The sequence below is a fragment of the Brucella tritici genome (assembly GCF_008932285.1).
Classification (GTDB): Bacteria; Pseudomonadota; Alphaproteobacteria; order Rhizobiales; family Rhizobiaceae; genus Brucella; species Brucella tritici.
In genome coordinates, this window is sequence record NZ_WBVY01000003.1 from 281885 (window position 1) to 307076 (window position 25192).

Here is a 25192-nt window from a genome sequence, read left to right on the forward strand (position 1 = left end):
CAACGATTGACCATGGCTGATCAAACATCGCACCCCCCGTCCGCTGGCGAGAATCGCAGCGAGACTCAAGACGCCGAAGGGCAAAGTACGCAACGGCCTGTAGTGGCCGAGAAGCGTTCCCTTTTGTCTAATATTTTCCCGTTCATGCGCTCGCGCCAATCATCTTCGCTGCGCGAAGATCTGGCCGATGCCCTTTCCAGCACGGCAAGCGAGCAGGATTCCGCATTCTCGCCTGAAGAAAAGGCGATGCTGCACAACATCCTTCGCCTGCGCGAAATCCGCGTCGAAGATGTGATGATCCCGCGCGCCGATGTCGAGGCAGTGGAAATTTCCACGCCTCTCTGGGAGGTGCTGGAGCTTTTCGAAAAGTCCGGCCATTCGCGTATGCCGGTCTATGCCGAAACGCTGGATGATCCGCGTGGCATGATCCATATCCGTGATGTTCTCAATTACATCACCAAGCAGGCTCGTCAGAAAACCACGCGCCGTAGCAGTGCGCGCAGCAAGGCGACGGCCGAAGACAAAGCCGCCAAATTCGACATGGGCCGTATCGATCTTACCAAGACGATCGGTGAACTCAATCTCATGCGCAAGGTCCTGTTCGTGCCACCATCCATGATGGCAAGCGGCTTGATGGCACGCATGCAGGCGACTCATATCCAGATGGCGCTGGTCATCGATGAATATGGCGGTACCGACGGTCTGGTTTCGCTGGAAGACATCGTCGAAATGGTTGTCGGCGATATCGAAGATGAGCATGACGACGAAGAAATCATGATCGCTGAAGAAGCCGACGGCGTTTTCGTTGTCGATGCGCGCGCCGATCTTGAAGAGCTGGCCGCAAAAATTGGCCCGTCTTTTGAAGTCGGCGAGCATGGCGAGGACGTCGACACGGTTGGCGGTCTCATCTTTTCGGTTCTCGGGCGAATTCCAGTTCGCGGCGAAGTCGTGCAGGCAATTCCGGGCTATGAATTCCATGTGCTGGAAGTTGATCCGCGCCGGGTGAAGAAAGTGCGCATCGTGCCGCTTTCAGCGGCTGACCGCCGCCGCCAGCAACGCGCGGTCGTATCTCCTAAGCCGGGAGAACAGCCCGCAGAAGTCGAAGCCGCAACTGACGACCCCAAAGAGGCCTGATGATCGAAAGGCTGGCGGGGAAAATCATTCTTTCGAGCGGCTGGCGTCGTGCGCTGGCCGCTTTTCTGAGTGGTGCCTTCGCCACGCTGACCCAGTCGCCATTTGATGTTTTCGTCGCGGGTTTCGTTTCCTTCCCCATTTTGGTCTGGCTGATTGACGGAGCCATTGCGAAAGCGAACGCCGGGCCGGTGCGCCGTCTCCTCCCAGCCGCCATGGTTGGCTGGTGGTTCGGTTTCGGTTATTTCGTTTCCGGACTGTGGTGGATCGGCACGGCGCTGCTGGTTGATGCAGACCAGTTTGCATGGGCCCTGCCTCTTGCAGTTCTGGGCCTGCCTGCGTTCTTGGCGTTGTTTTATGCATTTGCAACCATGGTTGCACGCATCTTCTGGTCGGATGGTTTGGGGCGCATCTTCGCGCTGGCTTTCGGTTTTGCACTGGCAGAATGGCTGCGCCTTTTCCTGTTCACCGGTTTTCCGTGGAACGCCATCGGCTATGCCATCATGCCGACCCCGCTGCTGATGCAGTCGGTTGCAGTGCTCGGCCTGATCGGAATGAGCACATTGGCCGTCTTTGTCTTTGCCGCGCCGGCTCTGCTGATTGGCGGACGGTTTGCAAGGACGGGTATTGTCTTTGCCTTGATGCTTATCGCCGGTCACGTTGGTTTCGGTGCCTGGACGCTTTCAAAGGCACCAGCAATCGGTGAGGAAAAAGGCTCGCCTGCGGTTCGAATCGTACAGCCTTCTATTGCCCAGACCATGAAATGGGATAATGCCGAACGTCGGTCGATATTCGACAAGCTGGTGTCGTTGACCGGCGAAGCACCTGCCGAAGGCAAGCCGAAACCCGATGTAGTCATCTGGCCGGAAACAGCAGTTCCTTATATTCTCACATCAACGCCCGAGGCTCTGTCACGTATCGGCGAGGTTTTGCAGGACGGGCAGATGTTGCTCACCGGTGCCGTTCGAGAAGAAAAGGCAGCTGGTGGCGGTGAACCGCGCTACTATAATTCCATTTACACAATTGATGATCGCGGCGTCATAGTTGACGCCGCCGACAAGGTGCACCTTGTTCCCTTCGGCGAATATCTTCCCTATGAGAATTTCCTGCGCAGGCTCGGACTTCAGGAAGTGGTGGAAATGCCGGGCGGGTTTACCGCCGGTACGACGCGCCGAGCGTTGAACGTGAAAGACGGCAAGACCTTCCTGCCGCTGATCTGCTACGAAGCCATTTTTCCGGATGAGCTTGGATATTCGGGCCAAAGAGCCAGCGCTATCATCAATGTGACAAATGACGCGTGGTATGGTGATACACCCGGCCCGTATCAGCATTTCCGACAGGCTCAGGTGCGCGCCGTGGAACAGGGGCTCCCCCTCATTCGTGCAGCTAATAATGGTCTTTCAGCTGTCGTTGATGCTTATGGTCGAATCACTGACGGCCTTGCGCATGACGCTGTAGGGGTAATTGACGCTTACCTACCGTCATCTCGTGCACCATTTTGGGGCACGCCACCCGGCTCACGACAATCTCTGGTAGCGCTGTTAACCTTACTCGTGTTGAGCGTGGCTTTCCGACTGCCAATCGGCAGGCGTTTTCATTGACAGACTAATATTGATACGTTGTTATGGCGCAGCGGCGACGGTTTTTGCGGAAAAATCGTCAGACTACCTCCCAAAACTTATTGTTATCGCTGTTCAGATGAACAGAGCATGAATGAAAGCTCGCAGCTGCGAGGAGTGACAGTTGTATGATTGAGAATAAAAAGAAGCCCAATCCAATTGACGTGCATGTCGGCAGCCGCATCCGTCTCCGCCGTAACATGCTGGGCCTCAGTCAGGAAAAGCTTGGCGAAAGCCTCGGAATTACGTTTCAGCAAATCCAGAAATACGAGAAAGGCACCAACCGCGTCGGTGCAAGCCGCCTTCAGGCGATCTCGGCTATTCTGAATGTCCCGGTTTCCTTCTTTTTCGAAGATGCACCGGGTTCCTCGAACCAGGCCGGTTTTGCAGAAGACAATGAAGCGACCTATGTGGTCGATTTCCTGAATTCCAATGAAGGTGTTCAGTTGACCCGCGCCTTCACGAAAATTTCAGATCCGAAAGTGCGTCGCAAGATCATCGATCTCGTGAAGTCGCTCGCTGCGGACGCTGACTGAATTTCATATCCCGGAAAAGCGGCAAGTGCGGGACATAGCCGTGTCCCGCCGGATTTTGCGAATTTCAGCGCCTAAGTTGGTAGGAACTGCCGCCTGGAACGAAATTTCCCGTCGAGGCGCGGTCGCAACAAGAATATGCATTGACGGTTTAATCCTAACTTCGCTAACACATTACCGTGCCCGGAACGCTGGAACCTGTTCCGGGCGCTACTGTGTTTCCAAGGCGGAGGTATTCTCCGTTGGATTTTCAAGAGGGGTTACCCGTGTCGCGCAGTTCTTATCTCTTCACCAGCGAATCTGTGTCCGAAGGACATCCGGACAAGGTTTGCGACCGCATCTCCGATGAAATCGTGGACATGATCTACAAGGAAGCGCGCCGCACTGGCGTCGATCCGTGGTCTGTCCGTGTTGCCTGCGAAACGCTTGCCACCACCAATCGCGTGGTCATTGCCGGCGAAGTGCGTGTGCCGGATACGTTCCTGAAGAAGAATAAGGATGGCACTGTCGCACACGATGCTGCCGGGCATCCGCTGATCAATCCTTCCCGTTTCCGTTCGGCGGCCCGCAAGGCGATCCGGGAGATCGGTTACGAACAGAACGGCTTCAACTGGAAGACCGTAAAGATCGACGTGCTTCTGCATCCGCAGTCTGCTGATATCGCGCAAGGTGTGGATAACGCCGCTGACCGTCAGGGCGAAGAGGGTGCAGGCGATCAGGGCATCATGTTCGGTTATGCCTGCCGCGAAACCCCGGACCTCATGCCGGCGCCGATCTATTATTCGCACAAGATTCTCGAAAAGCTCTCCGAAGCCCGCCACAAGGGTGAGGGTGACGCAGGCAAGCTCGGGCCTGACGCCAAGAGCCAGGTCACTGTGCGCTACGAGAATGGCAAGGCCGCTGAGGTGACGCAGATCGTACTTTCCACGCAGCATCTGGATGCAAGCTGGGATTCTAAGAAGGTGCGTTCGGTTGTCGAGCCCTATATCCGGGAAGCGCTCGGCGAATTGCCGATTGCAGCTACCTGTAACTGGTACATCAACCCGACCGGCAAGTTCGTCATCGGCGGTCCGGACGGTGATGCCGGTCTGACTGGCCGCAAGATCATCGTGGACACCTATGGCGGTGCCGCTCCGCACGGTGGTGGTGCATTCTCGGGCAAGGACACGACCAAGGTTGACCGCTCCGCCGCTTATGCAGCGCGCTATCTCGCCAAGAATGTCGTTGCTGCTGGTCTTGCCGACCGCTGCACGATCCAGCTTTCTTATGCCATCGGCGTGGCCCAGCCGCTATCGGTTTATGTCGATCTGCATGGCACAGGCAAGGTGGCCGAATCTGCGGTCGAAGAAGCACTCCGAGAGGTCATGGACCTCTCGCCGACCGGCATTCGCAAGCATCTTGACCTCAACAAGCCGATCTATGCCAAGACTTCGTCTTATGGTCATTTCGGTCGCAAGCCGGGCCGTGACGGTTCCTTCTCCTGGGAGAAGACGGACCTCACCAAGGCGCTGAAAGCAGCAGTGGCGTAACTTTTCCGGCGAAAAGTTGCATCGCGAGCCGCTTGACGCTATGTGTCCCGACGATTTTCGAGGAGCGCGGTCTTGGATCGCGCTCTTTTATTATTTGAACCTGATATGATGCCGATGGATAAAATATGACCGAAGAATCTCATCCTCTGCGCGGTGCCGGAAATTTCTTCGGCCGTCGCCACGGCAAGCCCTTGCGCAACCATCAGAAGAACCTGTTCGAGGATCTTCTGCCGCGCCTGAAGATTGATGTCGAAAAGTCCGCGCCGCAGGATTTGTGCACGCTCTTTGAAGCAAAGGTCGATGCTGTGCGTCTGGAAATCGGTTTTGGCGGCGGCGAGCATCTGCACCATGAGACAGGCCGTTATCCGCAGACAGGTTTCATTGGCGTTGAGCCTTTCGTCAACGGCATGGCCAAAATGCTGGCGGCATTGGATGGCGAACCGCGATCAAATTTGCGTCTCTACGACGAAGATGCGACGGCGGTTTTGGACTGGCTGCCGGACGCCTCCTTGTCGGGTATCGATCTCTTCTATCCCGATCCATGGCACAAGCGTCGCCACTGGAAACGCCGTTTCGTCAGCGATGCCAATCTCGACCGCTTCGCTCGAGTTCTGAAACCCGGTGCGAAATTCCGATTTGCATCGGACATTGAACATTATGTCAACTGGACGCTCCAGCATTGTCGCCGCCATCCGGCATTCGACTGGCAGGCGGAAGGCTCTTCCGACTGGAACGACGCTTATGAAGGCTGGCCTGGCACGCGCTATGAGGCAAAGGCTTTTCGTGAAGGACGACGTGCCGCCTATCTGACCTTCATTCGCCGTTGAAGCTACCAGCAGCGAAGGGAATGAATCGAACGTCAGAAGCGGTCTTGAAAAAATCCGCTTCCGCTGGTATATAAATCTCAAATTCTTGGTCGTTTGAACAAGAGTGGGTCCACCCGGTCCCGCTCTTTTTTGTTACTTACGGCTAACTTGAAGAGGCTTTCCAGCCTTTTGAAAGGTTTTTAGGTTGACGGAACAGGTTCAGGCAAACGAAGCAGAAGTGCTCGCAACAGGCGCGGATGAGCGCATCATTCGCGAGACGGGTATCGATGCGAAAGTGGCTTCCATTATCGAGCCCGTCATCAATACGCTGGGCTTCCGGCTGGTGCGCGTACGTCTCTCGGGATTGAACGGCCAGACCCTGCAGATCATGGCCGAACGTCCTGATGGCACGATGACCGTCGATGATTGTGAACTGGTCAGCCGCACAGTCGCGCCGGTGCTCGATGTGGAAGATCCCATTAGTGGAAAATATCATCTGGAGATTTCGTCTCCGGGTATCGATCGTCCGCTGGTCCGTAAGTCGGATTTTGCCGATTGGGCCGGTCATATTGCAAAGGTGGAAACCTCCATCGTGCACGAAGGCCGCAAGAAATTCCGCGGTCGCATCGTTCTGGGCGATACGGAATCAGTCGTGATTGAAAGCGACCAGATTTCCTACGGCAGCGAACCTGTCGTGCGCATTCCATTCGATCTGATTTCTGATGCACGCCTCGTGCTGACTGATGACCTGATCCGCGATGCGCTGCGTAAGGACAAGGCCCTGCGCGAAGGCCGCATTCCCGGTGACGACCTCGGTAGCGAAGAAGCGGGCGAGCCGTCCGGTGAAGTCGCATCGGGCGAAGCTGAAGATAAAGAATAAGAAATAAGTTTCTGGCGTCCGGCATCTAGAGGAGCCGGGTGCGACACCAAGGAGAGTCCAATGGCAGTCAGTGCTAACAGGCTGGAACTTCTGCAGATCGCCGATGCGGTCGCACGCGAGAAGTCGATCGACCGCGAGATCGTTCTTGCGGCCATGGCCGATGCGATCCAGAAGGCGGCGCGTTCGCGTTACGGCCAGGAAAGCAACATCCGCGCGGACATCAATGCGAAGTCCGGCGAGATCAAGCTGCAGCGCCTGCTCGAAGTCGTCGAACATGTCGAGGATTACGCGACGCAGATTTCGCTCTTCACCGCGCGCGATCGCAATCCGGATGCACAGGTTGGCGATTTCATCGCCGATCAGCTGCCGCCGATGGATTTCGGCCGTATTGCTGCCCAGTCTGCAAAGCAGGTCATCGTGCAGAAAGTGCGCGAAGCCGAGCGTGACCGCCAGTATGACGAATACAAGGATCGCGTTGGTGAAATCGTCAACGGCACCGTCAAGCGCGTCGAATACGGCAATGTGATCGTCGATCTCGGCCGTGGCGAAGCTATCGTGCGTCGCGATGAACTGATCCCGCGTGAAGCATTCCGTTATGGCGACCGCATCCGCGCCTATGTCTATGACGTGCGTCGCGAACAGCGCGGCCCGCAGATTTTCCTGTCGCGTACCCATCCGTCCTTCATGGCGAAGCTCTTCACCATGGAAGTGCCGGAAATCTACGACGGCATCATCGAAATCAAGTCGGTTGCCCGTGATCCGGGTTCCCGCGCCAAGATTGCGGTCGTGTCTCGGGATGCCTCCATCGATCCGGTCGGCGCCTGTGTGGGTATGCGCGGCTCCCGTGTTCAGGCCGTTGTGGGCGAACTGCAGGGTGAAAAGATCGACATCATTCCGTGGTCGCCGGACGCTGCTTCCTTCATCGTCAACGCGCTTCAGCCTGCTGAAGTTGCCAAGGTTGTTCTCGATGAAGATGCCGAACGTATTGAAGTTGTCGTCCCGAATGACCAACTATCACTTGCAATCGGTCGTCGCGGTCAGAACGTGCGCCTTGCTTCACAGCTCACCGGCTGGGACATCGACATCCTGACGGAAGACGAAGAATCCGAACGTCGCCAGAAGGAGTTCACCGAGCGTTCGACGCTCTTCATGGATGCCCTCAATGTGGACGAGATGGTTGGTCAGGTTCTGGCCTCCGAAGGTTTCGCATCCGTTGAAGAACTGGCCTATGTCGAACCAGGCGAAATTGCGTCCATCGATGGCTTCGATGAGGATACGGCTGGCGAAATCCAGGAACGTGCTCGCGAATATCTGGATCGTATCGAGAGCGAACAGGATGATCGCCGCAAGGAACTGGGCGTCGAAGACGAGCTGCGTGAGCTGCCGGGCATCACCACGGCAATGCTGGTGGCGGTCGGTGAAGACGGTGTGAAGACGATTGAAGACTTTGCCGGATATGCCGTTGACGATCTGGTCGGCTGGCGTGAACGCAAGGACGGCGAAACCGTCGCTCATAGCGGCATCTTCTCTTCCTTCGACGTTTCGCGCGTCGATGCGGAACAGATGGTCCTGACCGCACGTTTGAAGGCAGGATGGATCACGGAAGAAGAACTGGCGTCGGCTCAGGAAGAAGAAGCCGAAGTTGGTGAAGAGGAAGCCGCTTCCTAAGAAGCGGTCGGAATAAAAAGAGCCGCATGGCTTCTTACGTCTGGTGCAATTCGGGCGTAAGCTGTGCGGCTCTTGCAATTCATCCCTGAAAAATGGTCGTCATTCATTCGAATTGATTGGCCAGTTCAGGTTTCGGACATGTTCCGGGTTGTGGTGGGGCTTATGCTCTGGTACAGCGCCCGCGTTACGTCCGATGTGCGGGCAGACCGCAATTTGGCAAGACTGGAGTTCGCGTGGAGCAGGATATGAATGACAGAACCTGTATCGTCACGCGCGAAAGCGGTTCTGCCGATGATCTGATCCGTTTCGTGGCCGGTCCCGACGGTTCCGTGGTGCCGGACTTGAAAAGGAATCTGCCAGGCAGGGGATGTTGGGTTAAAGCCGAGCGTCGTCTGGTGGATGAAGCGGTCAAGCGCAAGCTTTTTGCGCGGGCGCTGAAGGACGGTGTGACGCCGCAGGCGGATCTTGGCGCACTGGTGGACCAGTTGCTGACGAAATCTGCTCTCGGTAGCCTCGCTCTGGCTCGCAAGGCCGGGGCTGTGGTGTCGGGCTCGACCAAGGTGGATCAGGCGATCCGCACCGGGACAGCCGCCATGGTGTTGCACGCAAAGGAAGCCGCCGCCGACGGCGTACGCAAGCTCGATCAGGCTCGCCGCGCCGTAGTGCATCTGGATGGTCCGGAAATCCCTTCTTTCACTCTTTTTACGGGGGAAGAAATGGATTTGGCATTTGGGGGCGGAAATGTGATACATGCAGCCGTACTTGAAGGAAAGGCGGCAGCCGGGTTCGTAAAGCGGGCGCTTATGTTGCATCGCTATCGCGGTGAAAGCGCATCGAACCCGGATTAGAGCGCAACTCTGGAGGGGCTTGGCAGGTCCTGGATCGGATTGCGCGTTGAGGCGGATGACTGGAGCTTTATCCAACATGACCCGGTCGCGTTGGATAATGCTCGAGTAGAGCGGCCGGAGCCGCGAAGGAAACGGAAACGTAATGAGCGATAAAACGAACGACGACAAGACGCTGAGCGTTAATACGAAGAAGACGCTGACCATGAAGCGGCCAAGCGTCGAGCAGAGCACCGTGCGCCAGAATTTCAGCCACGGCCGCACGAAGGCTGTCGTCGTTGAAACGAAAAAACGCAAATTCTCGCGGCCTGATGAGAAGCCGGAAGTCGAGGCAGCTGCCCCAAGGCCAGCCGCTCCGGCACCCGCTGCGCCAGCGCCCGCGGCATCTACCCCTGCACCGGCTCAGACCGCGCAGCCTGCACAAGCCGCACCGGCTCAGGCTGCACCTGCACAGGCGGCGCCAGCAGTGCGTGCGCCAACTCCTGCAGTTCCGGCACCGAAGCCAGCAGCACCCGCTGCTCCGGTCACGAAACCGCATGTTGCACAGCAGCGCCCGACGCAACAGCGTCCCGGTGGCCAGCAGGCACAGCGTCCGCGCCCGTCCGACCGCTCCGGCATGGTGCTGAACACGCTGTCGCGTTCCGAAATGGATGCACGTCGCCGCGCGCTCGAAGAAGCACAGGTTCGTGAAGTTGAAGAACGCGCTCGCGCTGTCGAGGAAGCCAAGCGTCGCGCTGAGGAAGATGCTCGCCGCGCCAAGGAACGTGAAGAATCTGCCCGTCGTCAGGCGGAAGAGGAAGCTCGTCTCAAGGCCGAGGCCGATGCTCGCCGCAAGGCTGAGGAAGAAGCTGCCAAGCGTATGCCGCAGCCTGAAGCCCGTACCGAGCGTCGCGATGATGCACGCCCGGCTCCGCAGGGCAATCGCCCGCAGCAGGCCGGTCGTCCTCAGGGCAATCGTCCGCCGCAAGGTGGCCGTCCGCAGCAGGGCGGTCCTCGCCCGGCTGCACCAAGCCTGGCCGATGCTGCCCCGATCCCGGGCAAGCCGCTTCCGCAGAGCCAGCTCCGCAAGACTGTGGCATCCGACGATGATGACCGTCGTGGCGGCGGTCAAACCGCTGCCCGCCGTGGTGCGCCAGCCAAGCCGGAAGTTCGTGCGCCGAAGGTGGTCAAGACGGAAGATGATCGCCGTCGCGGCAAGCTGACGATCTCCAGCAATCTGGAAGACGAAGGTCGTTCGCGTTCGCTGTCGGCAATGCGCCGCCGTCAGGAAAAGTTCAAGCGTTCGCAGATGCAGGAAACCCGCGAAAAGATTTCGCGTGAGGTGACCATTCCTGAGACCATCACGCTTCAGGAACTTGCGCAGCGTATGACCGAACGTTCGGTTGATATCATCAAGTACCTGATGAAGCAGGGCCAGATGATGAAGCCAGGCGACGTGATTGATGCCGATATGGCGCAGTTGATCGCTGAAGAGTTCGGCCACACCGTCAAGCGCGTTGCAGAATCGGACGTTGAAGAAGGTATCTTCGGTGTAGCCGATAACGAAGCCGCGCTGGTTTCCCGTCCTCCGGTCGTGACCATCATGGGTCACGTTGATCACGGCAAGACCTCGCTGCTCGATGCAATCCGTCATGCGAATGTCGTGTCGGGCGAAGCCGGTGGCATCACCCAGCATATCGGTGCCTATCAGGTCGAACAGAACGGCCAGAAGATCACCTTCATCGATACGCCGGGCCACGCTGCCTTTACCGCAATGCGTGCCCGTGGTGCGCAGGCAACCGATATTGCCATTCTCGTAGTGGCTGCCGACGACAGCGTGATGCCGCAGACGATTGAATCGATCAACCATGCCAAGGCGGCAGGCGTTCCGATCATCGTGGCGATCAACAAGATCGACAAGCCGGCTGCAGATCCGCAAAAGGTTCGTACTGCCCTGTTGCAGCACGATGTTTTTGTGGAATCGATGGGCGGTGAAGTTCTCGACGTCGAAGTGTCGGCCAAGAACAAGCTCAACCTCGACAAATTGCTTGAAGCAATTCTGTTGCAGGCTGAAATTCTTGATCTCAAGTCAGATCCGACGCGTACGGCTGAAGGCGTTGTCGTCGAAGCCCAGCTTGATCGTGGCCGTGGTTCGGTTGCAACCGTTCTGGTTCAGACCGGTACGCTGCATCCGGGTGACATCCTCGTTGCCGGTAGCGAATGGGGCCGTGTGCGCGCGCTGGTCAATGACCGTGGCGAGCATGTCAAGGAAGCCGGCCCGGCAATGCCGGTCGAAATCCTCGGCCTCCAGGGAACACCGCAGGCGGGTGACCGTTTTGCAGTGGTTGCCAACGAAGCCAAGGCACGCGAAATCGCCGAATACCGCCAACGTCTGGCACGCGATAAGGCTGTCGCTCGCCAGTCGGGTGCACGCGGTTCGCTCGAGCAGATGATGAACCAGCTTCAGGTGTCGGGCACGAAAGAATTCCCGCTCGTCATCAAGGGCGACGTGCAGGGCTCTATCGAAGCTATCACCAATGCACTGGACAAGCTTGGCACCGACGAAGTTCGTGCCCGCATCGTCCATTCGGGTGCCGGTGGTATCACGGAAAGCGACGTTTCGCTGGCCGAGGCTTCCAACGCGGCCATCATCGGCTTCAACGTCCGCGCCAACAAGCAGGCACGCGACGCAGCCGATCAGCAGGGCATCGAAATTCGCTACTACAACATCATCTATGATCTGATCGATGACGTTAAGGCAGCGATGTCGGGCCTCCTGTCGCCGGAACGCCGCGAAACCTTCCTCGGCAATGCGGAGATTCTCGAAGTCTTCAACATCACCAAGGTCGGCAAGGTTGCCGGTTGCCGTGTCACCGAAGGCAAGGTCGAGCGCGGTGCAGGCGTTCGCCTCATCCGCGACAACGTGGTTATCCACGAAGGCAAGCTCAAGACGCTCAAGCGCTTCAAGGACGAAGTGTCGGAAGTTCCGGCCGGCCAGGAATGCGGTATGGCGTTCGAGAACTACGACGATATTCGCGCAGGCGACGTCATCGAAGCCTTCCGCGTCGAACACGTTTCGCGCACGCTCTAATAGCCTTGAGCCGGACCGTCCCGAATTGGGCGGTCCGGCTTTTTATTGCCCGGTTCCGAGGGTCTGACTCCCATCTGAATTGTGGTAAGTTACGCCCATAATTTTCAAGTCATGCGGTCGGACAGCCGAAAGAGCTGGTCGCCGGTTTATGGCTGTTTATCGAGGATTTAACTATGGCACGTTCTCCCGACCCCAAGGGCTCAGGTGGTCTCTCCCAGCGCCAGCTTCGCGTCGGCGAGCAGGTGCGTCACGCATTGGCGCAGGTGCTTCAGCGCGGCGAAATCCGCGACGACCTTATCGCCCGCACCGTGATTTCCGTTTCGGAAGTGCGCATGTCGCCCGACCTCAAGATTGCGACCTGTTTTATCACCCCGCTCGGTGATGCCGATACGCAGGCGGTTATCAAGGCGCTCGCTGCAAATGCGAAGTTCATTCGCGGTCGCATGGCGCCGAGCCTCAGCCAGATGAAATACATGCCGGAATTCCGCTTCCGGGCCGATACGAGCTTTGACAATTTTTCCAAGATCGATGCGCTTCTCCGCTCGCCGGAAGTCGCCCGCGATCTTGGGCATGACGATGAAGAAGACGGGGAGGCAGACAAGGCCTCCCGCAATGGAGACGAATAAAGCATGGCAAGACGAGGCAAGAAAAAAGGTCGTCCGATATCCGGCTGGGTTATTTTCGATAAGCCGAAAGGGATGGGGTCGACCGAGGCGGTCTCGAAGATCAAGTGGCTGTTCAATGCCGAAAAAGCCGGTCATGCCGGTACACTTGATCCGCTTGCTTCCGGCATGTTGCCCATAGCGCTGGGTGAAGCCACAAAGACCGTGCCTTATGTCATGGATGGAACCAAGATCTACCGCTTCACGGTAAGCTGGGGCGAGGAACGCTCCACGGACGATCTGGAAGGCCAGCCGACCAAGACCTCGGAGAAGCGGCCGTCGCGCTCTGATGTCGAGGCATTGTTGCCGAATTATACCGGTGTCATTTCCCAGGTCCCGCCGCAGTTCTCTGCCATCAAGATTGATGGCGAACGCGCTTACGATCTCGCGCGCGAAGGCGAGACGGTTGAGATTCCATCCCGCGAAGTCGAGATTGACCGCCTGGAAATCGTTGGCACTCCCGATGCCGACCGCACCGAATTCGAGGTCGAATGCTCCAAGGGTACCTATGTGCGCTCGCTCGCGCGCGATATGGGCCGGGACCTCGGCTGCTACGGCCATATTTCGGAACTGCGCCGCATTGAAGTTGCACCGTTTACGGAAGAAGACGCCGTAACGTTGGCTGAACTCGAACAGGCTTGGCCACCACTTCCTCCCAAGGATGAAGACGGCAATATTGTCGAGCCCGCTCCGCGTCGCGACTTTTCGGCGATTGACGCATTGGTCATAGATACGGGGGCGGCACTTGACTGCCTGCCGCAGGTACCGCTTACGGACGATCAGGCGCAGCGCGTGCGTCTTGGCAATCCGGTGATCTTGCGCGGACGTGATGCTCCTCTGGAAGCGGATGAAGCCTGTGTTACGGCACGCGGAAAACTGCTTGCCATCGGCTATATCGAGCACGGACAATTCAAACCGAAGCGCGTTTTCACAACGGGCTGACATTTCGTCAGAAGATCGCGATAAGGCGGCAAATTGAATTGAGACTGGCGTTCCCGCCAATTTTGCACTATATGCCCCTCATCGATCATGCGTAAAAGCATGTCAGATCGTGTAAATGGCCCGCGCTGGACGACATCCCGGCCCGGGCGTCTGGTTTTCCTCTCATCTAGAAAGGTGTTACGATGTCGATTACTGCTGAGCGCAAGCAAGCACTTATCAAGGAATACGCCACCAAGGAAGGCGACACCGGTTCTCCTGAAGTACAGGTTGCCGTTCTTTCCGAGCGTATCGCCAACCTCACCGAACACTTCAAGGGCCACAAGAATGACAATCATTCGCGTCGCGGCCTTCTGAAGCTGGTTTCGCAGCGTCGTCGCCTTCTTGACTACGTCAAGGGCATCGATCAGGCACGTTACCAGGCGCTGATCAGCCGTCTCGGCCTGCGCCGCTAACGGTAAAATCGGGCGACGTCTCAAAACGTCGCCCGTTTGATTTATTCGGCATTTTGTCGTGCGGATAGCCGCTGACAGATCAAAATGCGACACTTGAGCATGTCTCCCAAAAGTGGGAATCGGTTTTGGGGCGAAGACATGCAAAAACAACAGATAGAACGGAAGCGCGAACGTATGTGAGTGCATCCCGCCTATCGGGCGAATGCCCACTGGCATGAAACGGCGCACCGGGTGCATTCCGTCATGCCGATGACGAGCCAAAAGGCTCATGACCTGGACCAGTCATGGGGCAGGATTGCAGGCAGTTCGTGTCAGAGGATGTTCGGGAATGAATGTTCTGACACTAACGAACTTCCCGTTGTCTTGCCCGTGGCCCGTCCGCCAACCGAGGCGATGCCTTCAGGCGCTTTTGCGCGGCATCACCACATGAGGACAAGATATGTTCAATACCCATAAAGTAGAAATCGAATGGGGCGGTCGTCCGCTTACGCTCGAAACCGGCAAGATTGCCCGTCAGGCCGACGGTGCAGTTCTCGCAACCTATGGCGAAACCGTCGTTCTGGCGACTGTCGTTTCTGCCAAGGAGCCGAAGCCGGGTCAGGATTTCTTTCCGCTGACCGTCAACTATCAGGAAAAGACCTATGCCGCTGGCAAGATCCCTGGTGGCTACTTCAAGCGTGAAGGCCGTCCGAGCGAAAACGAAACGCTCGTCTCGCGCCTGATCGACCGTCCGATCCGCCCGCTCTTCGTCGATGGCTACAAGAACGATACGCAGGTTGTCATCACCGTCGTCCAGCACGATCTGGAAAATGATCCTGACGTCTTGTCGATGGTTGCCGCTTCTGCAGCACTCACCATTTCGGGTGTGCCTTTCATGGGCCCGATCGGCGGCGCGCGCGTCGGCTACATCAACGGCGAATATGTCCTGAACCCGAATATCGATGAAATGCCGGAATCGAAGCTCGATCTGGTTGTTGCCGGTACGTCGGAAGCCGTGCTGATGGTTGAATCCGAAGCGCAGGAACTCTCTGAAGAAGTCATGCTCGGCGCCGTTGTTTTCGGCCAGAAGGGCTTCCAGCCGGTCATCGATGCGATCATCAAGCTCGCTGAAGTTGCTGCCAAGGAACCGCGCGACTTCCAGCCGGAAGACCTGTCGGATCTCGAAGCAAAGATGCTTGCCGTTGTCGAAAGCGACCTGCGCGACGCCTACAAGATCACCGAAAAGCAGGCCCGTTACGCTGCCGTCGATGCCGCCAAGGCAAAGGCGAAGGCTCACTTCTTCCCGGAAGGTGTTGAAGAGCCGGAATTCTCCGCTGAAAAGTTTGCAACCGTCTTCAAGCATCTGCAGGCCAAGATTGTTCGCTGGAACATTCTCGACACCGGCAGCCGCATCGACGGCCGTGACCTTTCGACCGTTCGTTCGATCGTCTCGGAAGTCGGCCTTCTGCCGCGTACCCACGGTTCGGCTCTGTTCACCCGCGGTGAAACGCAGGCGATCGTTGTTGCCACGCTCGGCACCGGCGAAGACGAACAGATGATCGACGCCCTGACCGGCACCTACAAGCAGCCTTTCATGCTGCACTACAACTTCCCGCCATACTCCGTTGGTGAAACCGGCCGTATGGGTTCGCCAGGCCGTCGTGAAATCGGCCACGGCAAGCTTGCATGGCGCGCTATCCATCCGATGCTGCCTGCCGCCGAGCAGTTCCCGTACACGATCCGCGCAGTCTCCGAGATCACGGAATCCAACGGTTCGTCCTCGATGGCTACCGTTTGCGGTACCTCGCTCGCTCTCATGGATGCAGGCGTTCCGCTCGCACGTCCCGTCGCCGGTATCGCCATGGGCCTGATCAAGGAAGGCGAGCGCTTCGCCGTTCTGTCCGACATCCTCGGTGACGAAGATCACCTCGGCGACATGGACTTCAAGGTTGCCGGTACGGAAAACGGCATCACCTCGCTGCAGATGGACATCAAGATCGACGGTATCACCGAAGAGATCATGAAGGTCGCTCTGGAGCAGGCCAAGGGCGGTCGCGTTCACATCCTCGGCGAAATGGCGAAGGCTCTTTCGACCTCGCGTGAAGAACTCGGCGAATTCGCTCCGCGCATCGAAGTGATGAACATCCCGACCGACAAGATCCGTGATGTTATCGGTTCTGGCGGCAAGGTTATCCGCGAAATCGTGGAAAAGACCGGCGCCAAGATCAACATCGAAGACGACGGTACGGTCAAGATCGCTTCGTCGAACGGTAAGGAAATCGAAGCCGCCAAGAAGTGGATTCACTCGATTGTTGCCGAGCCGGAAGTTGGCGAAATCTACGAAGGTACGGTCGTCAAGACCGCTGACTTCGGCGCTTTCGTGAACTTCTTCGGCCCGCGCGATGGTCTGGTTCACATTTCGCAGCTCGCCGCCGACCGCGTTGCCAAGACCACCGATGTGGTCAAGGAAGGCCAGAAGGTCTGGGTTAAGCTCATGGGCTTTGACGAACGTGGCAAGGTTCGCCTGTCGATGAAAGTTGTGGATCAGGAAACCGGCAAGGAAGTTGTTGCTGAAAAGAAGGCAGAAGCCGACGCTGAATAAGCGTTTCAGCTACTGTAAATCAATCGAAAGCGCGCTCTTGTGGCGCGCTTTTTTGTTGCATGGGAATCAATTCAAGACCATGGATGGGCCATGATTACACCGGCACAACAGACACTCTTTCTCCCCTTCTATCAGGACATTCTGGATATGCCCGAAGAGGGGCAATCCTTTCTAGCCTGCGGTCTTTCTGCGGACCGGCATCTTGAAGACGAGTGGAAGCAGGCGCTGACCTTCCTGCAACCCTGGCGCCCCGACTGGCTGGCGCTGGAAAAGGAAGGCTTCAAGGCAGTTCCGAGATTAGCGTCTGACGTGGGCGAGGAGCAGCGTTTTTCCGGCGGGCTACTTCTGCTCGGAAAACATCGTGGACGCAACGAGGCGTGGTTTGCGGAGCTTTTGGCACGCGTTGAACCAGGTGGATGGATTGCGGTCTCCGGCGACAAAAAGCTCGGCATCGACAGTTTTCGGAAATGGGTCGGCAATCTTGCCGAGATCAGCGACCGCATGTCGAAGAACCATGCCGTAGTGTTCTGGCTGAGAAGGCCCGCCGATCTTACCGATGACTTCATTGCGGCGCTGAAACCGCTTGCAACCGATATTGACGACGTATTCCGGACCGAACCCGGCATGTTCTCGCACGGTGTCATCGACAAGGGCTCGGCATTGCTCGTGCCGCATATGGAAAAGATCGTCTTCGGCAATGTCGCGGATCTTGGTGCTGGTTGGGGTTATCTCGCTGCGCAATGCCTGAAATTTGCGGATCGCATCAAATCAATCGATCTCTATGAAGCCGATTATGAGGCAATTGAAGCCGCGCGAGGCAATCTTGAGCGGCTGGCCGCGTCGGTGCCGATCAGCTTCAACTGGTTCGATGTGACGAGTGAAAAGATGGCGGGCATCTACGACACGGTGATTATGAACCCACCGTTCCACGAAGGGCGGGTGACGGATGTTTCGCTCGGTCAGGCGTTCATTGCCGCTGCCGCGTCGCGTCTTAAACCGGGCGGACGTCTGCTGATGGTCGCAAACCGTCAGTTGCCTTATGAGATGACGCTCAAAGGGCTGTTCAAGAATGTGACGCTTCTGGAAGAGGCAAATGGCTTCAAGATATTTGATGCAAAGAAGTAAATAAAAAGGCCGCCTGGAAGGCGGCCTTTTTCTAAGATGGTTTGGCTTACTCGCCGCGTTCCGCGTCCGAGCTTTTCAGCTCTTCAAGCGTCGGCATCGAAACGATGTTGTAGCCGGAATCCACATAATGGACTTCACCGGTAACACCGCTCGAAAGATCGGACAGCAAATAGACTGCCGATTTGCCGACATCATCAATGTCGACGGTGCGACGCAGCGGCGAATTACGGCGCTGATAGCTGAAGATTGCGCGTGCATCGCCGATACCGGCACCGGCCAGCGTGCGCACCGGTCCTGCCGAAATGGCGTTGACGCGGATGCCCTGCGGGCCATAGTCGGCGGCAAGATAACGCACCATGGCTTCAAGCGCGGCCTTGGCAACGCCCATGACGTTGTAGTTCGGGATGGTGCGCGTCGAACCGCCATAGGTCAGCGTCAGGATTGAGCCGCCGTCCTTCATGAGCTTTTCAGCGCGCTGTGCCATTTCCGTGAAGGAGTAGGCGGAAATCACCATGGTGCGGCTGAAATTTTCGCGCGTGGTGACGTCTGCGTAGCGACCCTTCAGTTCGGTCTTGTCGGAGAAGCCGATGGCGTGAACGATGAAATCGAGCTTGCCCCACTTCTTTTCGACTTCGGCAAAGACCGCATCGACCGACTCGATATCTTCCACATCGCAAGGCAGTACGAAATCAGAGCCGACCTGTTCGGCGAGCGGCTTTACGCGCTTGCCGAGTGCATCACCTTGATAGGTAAAGGCCAGTTCGGCGCCCTGTGCTGCGAGTTGCTTTGAAATTCCCCAAGCGAGTGAGTGATTATTCGCGACCCCCATGATGAGGCCGCGTTTGCCTTTCATCAAACCTTCCATATTTTCCCTCTCCCTCAGCCCTGGTAGCGCTGGAAAACCAGCGTCGCATTGGTGCCGCCAAATCCGAAGGAGTTGGAGAGCACGGTGTTGAGCTGAGCGTTGTCAATGCGCTTGCGAACGATAGGCATATCCGCGAAGGCAGGGTCCAGTTCTTCGATATGTGCGCTTTCGCAAATGAAATTGTTGTGCATCATCAGAAGCGAATAGATCGCTTCCTGCACGCCGGTTGCACCGAGCGAATGGCCGGTCAGCGATTTGGTCGCAGCGATCGGCGGGCAGGCGTCACCCGAGCCGAAGACCTGACGGATAGCTTCGATTTCAGGCGCATCGCCAGCAGGCGTCGAGGTTGCGTGCGGATTGATGTAGTCGATCTTGCCCTTGACGGTCGACAGCGCCATCTTCATGCAGCGGATCGCGCCTTCGCCTGACGGCGCGACCATGTCGTAGCCGTCGGAGGTTGCGCCATAGCCAACGATTTCGCCGTAAATCTTGGCGCCGCGGGCCAGCGCGGTTTCGAGGTCTTCCAGCACCAGAACACCGGCGCCGCCTGCGATCACGAAGCCGTCGCGGTTCTTGTCATAGGCGCGGGATGCCGTGGATGGCGTATCGTTATATTTCGACGACATGGCACCCATGGCGTCGAACAGGACCGAAAGCGTCCAATCTAGATCTTCGCAGCCGCCCGCAAACATGCGGTCCTGCTTGCCATACTGAATCATTTCGAACGCATTGCCGATGCAATGGTTGGACGTCGCACAGGCCGAGGAGATCGAATAGTTGATGCCCTTGATCTTGAAGAAGGTTGCCAGCGTCGCGGAAGCCGTTGAACTCATGGCTTTTGGCACGGCAAATGGGCCGACGCGCTTCGGGCCTTTTTCGCGGGTGATGTCGGCAGAATCGACAATGGTGCGGGTCGAAGGACCACCGGAGCCCATAATGATGCCGGTGCGGTCGTTGGAGACCTCCTCGTCGGAAAGTCCCGCATCCGCAATGGCCTGATCCATCGCAATATGGTTCCAGGCCGTGCCACGGCCATGGAAGCGCATCGCGCGACGATCAACCAGTGCTTCGACGTCGATATTCGGAGCGCCGTGCACCTGACAACGGAAGCCAAGCTCGGCATATTCCTCAGCGCGGGAGATGCCGGACTTTGCTTCACGCAGCGAAGCCGTGACCTCTTCGGTGTTGTTACCAATCGAGGATACGATCCCCATACCCGTTACGACCACACGCCGCATCGCGTTCTCCTTTACACCTGATCCGTGAGCGACGTGTCCGTCATGCGGACTGCCGCCTGTTCGCGGTTACATAGGTGCGATCTTCGCATGTTTTGAGCGCGGCCGCATGAAAACTGTTCACTTTTTTGCAGTCGCGCTCGTGGATGATGATGATTGAGGTGCCTTACTGGCCCTCGCTGTCCTTCGACAGGCCGACGCGCAGGTCAGACGCCCGGTAGATGGTTTCGCCATCGGCTTTCAGCCAGCCATCAGCCGTGCCCAGCACGAGGCGGCCGCGCATGACGCGCTTGAAATCGATGCCGTATTCGAGAAGCTTGGTATGCGGACGCACCATGCCCTTGAACTTCACTTCACCGGTGGAAAGAGCCATGCCGCGGCCCGGCTCTCCGAGCCAGCCGAGGAAGAAACCGGTCAGCTGCCACATGCCGTCGAGGCCGAGGCAGCCCGGCATGATCGGATTGCCCATGAAATGGCACGGGAAATACCAGTCGTCGGGGCGCACATCATACTCGGCGCGAATATAGCCCTTGTCGAACTCACCGCCGGTTTCGGAAATATCTGTGATGCGATGGACCATCAGCATCGGAGGCAGGGGAAGCTGAGCATTGCCGGGGCCGAACATCTCGCCGCGTGCGCAGGCCAGGAGCTCTTCATACCCATAGCTTGATTTCTGTTCTGCCATTACGCCTCCCTTGAGGTTCATTCTGTATCGACCGGCAATCCGGCCCGGTTGTGGGTTTCACCGGAACATCCCTACCACAGACTGTTTCCGGCAGTAAAATCATGCATTGGGTTTATCTGGGGTTTTATCCGAAAAACCGGCCAATTCCCAAGGCTATTGATACTTATTTCGCAACGGCATATATCAATGTCAGTATGCAATGGGCAACAGCCCGTTTGACGATTGATGATTTTGCAACAAGCTTGTGACGGAACCAACGGTGAATATGCAGTCTTCACATACCCACTCGACGGTCTCGATGGAAGAGCAGCTCCGCCGCGCGGGCCTGCGTCCGACGCGGCAGCGCGTTGCGCTTGCGAGCCTGATCTTCGCCCAGGGCGATCGCCATCTGTCTGCGGAAGACCTGCACGAAGAGGCCGTCATGGCCGATGTGCCGGTGTCTCTCGCGACGGTTTACAATACGCTCCACCAGTTCACGGAAGCCGGTATGCTGCGTATTATCGCGGTTGAGGGCTCTAAGACCTATTTCGATACGAATATCTCGGACCACCAGCATTTCTTCCTCGAAGGGGAAAATGTTGTGTTCGATATTCCACATGGCGAAAGGGGCCAGCCCACGGTTGCCAACATGCCGGACGCTCCGCATGGCATGGAAATCGTCAATGTGGATATCATCGTCCGCCTGCGCCGCAAGGGCCAATAAACGGGACCAGTAGCGAGCCTCCCCTTTCAGTTGGGAATAAAAGAAAGCGGCCATGGCCGCTTTTTTGTTGCCTATTGGACCATAAGGGGCTGAAAAGGGACGAAGTTCTGCAATCCTGGCTGGCTAGCCTCCCAAGCCCAGCCGGGCTTATTTCAAGGAGATATCATGCGTAAGCTATTTGTCGCCGCGACCATTCTTGCCCTGTTTACCGCTGGCAGCGCCTTTGCAAAGACCGTCCGGATCGGAGTGACGCCGGGGCCGCACGCCCAGATCATGGAAAAGGTGAAGGAAGTTGCCGAGAAGAACGGTCTTGAAATCGATATTCAGGAATTCTCGGATTATGTCATTCCGAACATGGCGCTTGCGGATGGCGCACTGGAAGCCAACTCCTTCCAGCACAAGCCCTATCTCGACAATCAGGTCGCTGATCGTGGCTTCGATATTGTGAGCGTTGCGGAGACTGTCAACTTTCCGATGGGGCTGTATTCGAAGAAGCTGAAGAACATTTCGGAGCTGGCCGACGGCGCGACGATTGCAATCCCCAATGATCCGACCAATGGCGGTCGCGCTTTGCTGGTGCTTGCCGAAAGCGGGATTATCAAAATCGACCCGACCAAGGGATTGAAGGTCAGCGCCATCGATATCGTCGAAAATCCAAAGAACCTGAAATTCGTTGAACTCGATGCGGCACAGCTTCCGCGCTCGATGGAAGACGTCGATGCTGCTGTCATCAACACCAACTATGCGATGGAAGCTGGCCTGAACCCGGCAACCGATCCGCTGGTGCGGGAAGGCGAGAAAGCGCCTTACGTTAATATTCTCGTCGTTCGCACCGCCGACAAGGATGCCGATTGGGTGAAAACTCTGATTTCATCCTACCACAGCGATGAAGTGAAGGAGTTCATCGCCACGACGTTCAAGGGATCGGTAGCGCCTGCCTGGTGATATTCCGAAGTGAAAGCGGGGCGATTTTCGCTCCGCTTGGGCGAAGTCAGTCGAAGGCTTCGCCTGGATATACGCCCCACAGGTCCGATTGCTTGATCCAGCCGCGGACGCCGCCCATATCCACCCGGCACCATTGACCGGTACATTCGCGCACCGTTCCAACCACGCCGGGCTCGATTTCGGCAGCAAGTCCCGACGTGTCGCTCGCATCGCGGCGCATATTGATCATCGAACCCTGATTGTTCTTGAGCCAGGGGGCTGTGATGGCAGTTCGCTTTCCCGAAAGCAGCGACTGGTAGACCCAGCCTTCCGTGCCGTCCGCATCGCGGATACGACGCCAGTTGTCATATTCCTGGATGATCTCGACGGGCAGTCCCGCCTTCATGAAAAGCCATGAAACCGCATAGTCGCGCCCCGGTCCGATGCGCAGATTGACGCGTGCGGGTTTAAGGCTGACGAAACGTGGCACGGGAAGTCCGCTTGCGCCGACAGTCGTGCCCGCGGGCTCTGCGGCCCGTGCGGCATGCCTGTGTGAAGCGCCTAGCGGCGCCAGAATGAGAAAAAATGCCAGAAAGCCAAGCATGGCTATCCAAAAGCGTTGCGAAAGTACTCTGTACAAACTGCGACCTCTCGCCGTCCTGTCACGACAGCACGGTAGTAGCTTCAGCAGTTTAAGGGGGCTGCGAGGCGACGTTGCCGTCCTGTTTTCAGATCGCACATCCGTCTGTGTGGAACAGATCGAAAGCGATCTAATTGTTTGATTTTAAATGTATCTTTTCAGAAAATCGATGTGGACTTTCCAAGAGACACCTGAAGTTTCCGGTTTTTCTTTGTCTTTGCCGCTTCGCCTTGATAGAGATGTTCAGCCGAAGCAATATCCCATATTGCACCGCCTTGGTTAAGGAGGTCTCAACATGAAGCTTCGGTTAACGCATTTTCGGGAAAAGTGGGAGTCGGTTTTCCGCTGGAAATGTGCAGGAAATTTCTTGGAGCGTGCCCTGCCAGTTGGTTACAATACGGGCTGTTCCGGGGGCTTTGCTCAACGATGGGGTGGAGATGTCGAACAAGAAGAAACCGCTGGTCGTTCTTACGCGAAAATTGCCGGACCCAGTGGAAACCCGAATGCGGGAACTGTTTGATGCGCGTCTGAATATAGACGACCACCGCATGAATCAGCCGGAAATCATCGCTGCGATGAAGGAAGCGGACGTTCTGGTGCCTTGCATCACAGATGTCATCGATGCAGCTGCGATCGAACAGGCGGGCCCCAATCTAAAGCTGATCGCAAATTTCGGCAATGGCGTGGATAATATCGACGTCGCGGCCGCCGCAAAGCGTGGAATCACCGTCACCAATACGCCGAATGTCCTGACCGAAGACACTGCGGATATGACCCTGGCGCTGCTGCTGTCAGTGCCGAGACGTCTGGTGGAAGGCGCAAATGTGCTGGGCGAGCGCCATGGACAATGGCCAGGCTGGTCGCCGACATGGATGCTCGGACGGCGTATCTGGGGCAAGCGCCTCGGGATCGTCGGCATGGGGCGTATCGGTACGGCTGTCGCCCGCCGCGCCAAGGCTTTCGGACTTTCCATTCACTATCACAACCGCAAGCGCGTCAATCCGCAGGTCGAGGAAGAGCTGGAAGCGACCTATTGGGATAGTCTCGACCAGATGCTGGCCCGGATGGATATCATCTCGGTCAACTGCCCATCGACGCCTGCCACATTCCATCTGCTGTCCGCACGCCGCATCGCGCTGATGCAGCCGACCGCCTATATGGTCAATACGGCACGTGGTCAGATCATCGATGAGAATGCGCTGATCGAACTGATCGAGCAGGGCAAGCTCGCCGGCGCGGGGCTGGACGTGTTCGAGAACGAACCGGCGGTTAATCCCCGCCTGCTGGCGCTCGCCGAAAAAGGCAAGGTTGTCCTGCTGCCGCATATGGGGTCGGCGACCATGGAAGGCCGCATCGATATGGGCGACAAGGTCATCATCAATATCAAGGCTTTTGTCGACGGACACCGCCCGCCTGATCGCGTATTACCGAACCGGGTTTAACTTTTCCGGCTCGCGGTTTTCATTCCTTCGGCGTTTTTACCGTCAATGAAACGCAGCACCGTATGCGCATAAAGACGCGGATTCTCGACCGGGACGCCATGCCCGGCATCGGGCAGAATGATCAATTCAGCACCCGGTATCTGGCTGGCGATGAATTCCGTATGTTCGCGCGTGATGGCCGTATCGCGGTCGCCGATCACAATCGCCGTGCGCACCCGGATATCGGACAAGTCCTCATCCGTATAGTTCGGTTCATTAGCCCAGAGCGCATGAATTTCCTTGTCGATGCTCTCATAGTGGCGCAGTTCCGGTATCGGCTTTCCTTCGGCGCGGGCCTCAGCATAACCGGTATTGCCGTCGGGCGTGACATTTGCCGCCTGCGCAAACAGGCTTTTCAGCCGTTCGGGGTAGCGCATGGCGATGTCGAGGCCGATAATGCCGCCATCGCTCCAGCCGACGAGATCGACCTTGCCGATGTGCAGAAAGTCGAGCAGCGCCACATAATCATCGGCCATCAATCCATAGGTGATGGGATCATCGGTGCGGGTGGAGCGCCCCTGTCCGCGGCTATCGGCAACGATTACGGTGTGGTGGTGCGCAAGTATCGGAAGCTGCGCATCCCACACATGCTGGTCGGACAGGCCCCCGGGAATGAGCAGGATCGGCGGTCCCTTGCCGACGATCCGGTAGTACATCTCAATGCCGTTGACTTCGGCAAAGGCGGCAGGGGACGCGGGAATGGTCATGCGCGCAATTCTCTCAGTCGAAACGGGGGAAGGAAAAGACGAAGCAAAGCCGATCAGCAAAGCGGCTATCGTCAGTGTCGTCTTTCCCTTCATGGATTCCCGATCTCAT

Annotated in this window: 22 protein-coding genes; 17 read left to right on the top strand and 5 right to left on the bottom strand. The window is 57.3% G+C overall.

The features are described from left to right. Positions 1 to 12: 12 nt before the first annotated feature. The 14 genes from F9K94_RS11230 (at position 13) to F9K94_RS11295 (ending at position 17843) form a co-directional block, all read left to right on the top strand. Positions 13 to 1134, top strand: coding sequence for a hemolysin family protein (locus tag F9K94_RS11230; protein WP_061344672.1), 1122 nt, complete (start codon positions 13 to 15; stop codon positions 1132 to 1134). Further along, positions 1134 to 2732 (top strand): apolipoprotein N-acyltransferase, encoded by a 1599-nt coding sequence (gene lnt, locus F9K94_RS11235; RefSeq protein ID WP_151645682.1) that lies wholly within the window; start codon positions 1134 to 1136, stop codon positions 2730 to 2732. The genes F9K94_RS11230 and lnt overlap by 1 nt, the downstream gene beginning before the upstream one ends. Positions 2733 to 2878: 146 nt before the next feature. Then, positions 2879 to 3286, top strand: coding sequence for a helix-turn-helix domain-containing protein (locus tag F9K94_RS11240; protein WP_010657769.1), 408 nt, complete (start codon positions 2879 to 2881; stop codon positions 3284 to 3286). 263 nt (positions 3287 to 3549) lie between these two features. Then, positions 3550 to 4812, top strand: coding sequence for a methionine adenosyltransferase (gene metK / locus F9K94_RS11245; protein WP_061344674.1), 1263 nt, complete (start codon positions 3550 to 3552; stop codon positions 4810 to 4812). Between the two features lie 125 nt (positions 4813 to 4937). Beyond that, a complete protein-coding gene (gene trmB, locus F9K94_RS11250) occupies positions 4938 to 5639 on the top strand; it encodes a tRNA (guanine(46)-N(7))-methyltransferase TrmB (RefSeq protein ID WP_061344675.1) in 702 nt (233 codons plus the stop codon). Positions 5640 to 5823: 184 nt separating this feature from the next. After that, entirely contained in the window at positions 5824 to 6498 is a 675-nt protein-coding gene (rimP, locus tag F9K94_RS11255; protein WP_061344676.1) for a ribosome maturation factor RimP, read from the top strand. A gap of 60 nt (positions 6499 to 6558) precedes the next feature. After that, positions 6559 to 8166 carry a transcription termination factor NusA gene (nusA, locus tag F9K94_RS11260; protein ID WP_061344677.1) on the top strand — a complete coding sequence of 536 codons (1608 nt, stop codon included), beginning with the start codon at positions 6559 to 6561 and terminating at the stop codon, positions 8164 to 8166. A gap of 233 nt (positions 8167 to 8399) precedes the next feature. Next, positions 8400 to 9014, top strand: coding sequence for an RNA-binding protein (locus F9K94_RS11265; protein ID WP_255362118.1), 615 nt, complete (start codon positions 8400 to 8402; stop codon positions 9012 to 9014). 142 nt (positions 9015 to 9156) lie between these two features. Beyond that, the gene (infB, locus tag F9K94_RS11270; RefSeq protein ID WP_151645684.1) at positions 9157 to 12081 is read left to right on the top strand and encodes a translation initiation factor IF-2; all 2925 of its coding nucleotides are present in this window, start codon (positions 9157 to 9159) and stop codon (positions 12079 to 12081) included. Positions 12082 to 12254: 173 nt separating this feature from the next. Beyond that, positions 12255 to 12707 carry a 30S ribosome-binding factor RbfA gene (rbfA, locus tag F9K94_RS11275; RefSeq protein WP_151645685.1) on the top strand — a complete coding sequence of 151 codons (453 nt, stop codon included), beginning with the start codon at positions 12255 to 12257 and terminating at the stop codon, positions 12705 to 12707. 3 nt (positions 12708 to 12710) lie between these two features. Continuing rightward, the gene (truB, locus tag F9K94_RS11280) at positions 12711 to 13685 is read left to right on the top strand and encodes a tRNA pseudouridine(55) synthase TruB (protein ID WP_061344681.1); all 975 of its coding nucleotides are present in this window, start codon (positions 12711 to 12713) and stop codon (positions 13683 to 13685) included. 182 nt (positions 13686 to 13867) lie between these two features. After that, complete coding sequence (gene rpsO, locus F9K94_RS11285; protein ID WP_061344682.1) at positions 13868 to 14137, top strand: 30S ribosomal protein S15; 270 nt, start codon at positions 13868 to 13870, stop codon at positions 14135 to 14137. A gap of 439 nt (positions 14138 to 14576) precedes the next feature. Further along, entirely contained in the window at positions 14577 to 16718 is a 2142-nt protein-coding gene (gene pnp, locus F9K94_RS11290; RefSeq protein ID WP_061344683.1) for a polyribonucleotide nucleotidyltransferase, read from the top strand. 90 nt (positions 16719 to 16808) lie between these two features. Further along, a complete protein-coding gene (locus F9K94_RS11295) occupies positions 16809 to 17843 on the top strand; it encodes a class I SAM-dependent methyltransferase (RefSeq protein ID WP_151645687.1) in 1035 nt (344 codons plus the stop codon). A 46-nt stretch (positions 17844 to 17889) separates the two neighbouring features. Here F9K94_RS11295 and fabI read toward each other — a convergent pair whose 3' ends face one another. The 3 genes from fabI to fabA form a co-directional block, all read right to left on the bottom strand. Beyond that, positions 17890 to 18708, bottom strand: a complete 819-nt coding sequence (gene fabI, locus F9K94_RS11300; RefSeq protein WP_010657782.1) for an enoyl-ACP reductase FabI — start codon at positions 18706 to 18708, stop codon at positions 17890 to 17892. A gap of 14 nt (positions 18709 to 18722) precedes the next feature. Next, on the bottom strand, positions 18723 to 19946 hold the full coding sequence (gene fabB, locus F9K94_RS11305; RefSeq protein ID WP_061344685.1) for a beta-ketoacyl-ACP synthase I: 1224 nt from the start codon (positions 19944 to 19946) through the stop codon (positions 18723 to 18725). Positions 19947 to 20109: 163 nt separating this feature from the next. Further along, a complete protein-coding gene (fabA, locus tag F9K94_RS11310) occupies positions 20110 to 20628 on the bottom strand; it encodes a 3-hydroxyacyl-[acyl-carrier-protein] dehydratase FabA (protein ID WP_010657784.1) in 519 nt (172 codons plus the stop codon). Positions 20629 to 20893: 265 nt separating this feature from the next. Here fabA and irrA point away from each other — a divergent pair, with 265 nt between their 5' ends. Beyond that, entirely contained in the window at positions 20894 to 21331 is a 438-nt protein-coding gene (irrA, locus tag F9K94_RS11315) for an iron response transcriptional regulator IrrA (protein WP_061345208.1), read from the top strand. Positions 21332 to 21496: 165 nt separating this feature from the next. Next, entirely contained in the window at positions 21497 to 22276 is a 780-nt protein-coding gene (locus tag F9K94_RS11320; RefSeq protein ID WP_151645688.1) for a MetQ/NlpA family ABC transporter substrate-binding protein, read from the top strand. A gap of 46 nt (positions 22277 to 22322) precedes the next feature. Here F9K94_RS11320 and F9K94_RS11325 read toward each other — a convergent pair whose 3' ends face one another. Next, entirely contained in the window at positions 22323 to 22895 is a 573-nt protein-coding gene (locus tag F9K94_RS11325) for an SH3 domain-containing protein (RefSeq protein WP_151645690.1), read from the bottom strand. A gap of 437 nt (positions 22896 to 23332) precedes the next feature. Between F9K94_RS11325 and F9K94_RS11335 the strand changes: the two genes are divergently transcribed. Then, complete coding sequence (locus tag F9K94_RS11335; RefSeq protein ID WP_061344689.1) at positions 23333 to 24337, top strand: 2-hydroxyacid dehydrogenase; 1005 nt, start codon at positions 23333 to 23335, stop codon at positions 24335 to 24337. On the opposite strand, the gene F9K94_RS11340 is transcribed toward F9K94_RS11335, so the two are convergent. Beyond that, a complete protein-coding gene (locus F9K94_RS11340) occupies positions 24334 to 25176 on the bottom strand; it encodes an alpha/beta fold hydrolase (RefSeq protein WP_151645692.1) in 843 nt (280 codons plus the stop codon). The two genes, F9K94_RS11335 and F9K94_RS11340, sit on opposite strands and share 4 nt — an antisense overlap. Positions 25177 to 25192 lie beyond the last annotated feature (16 nt).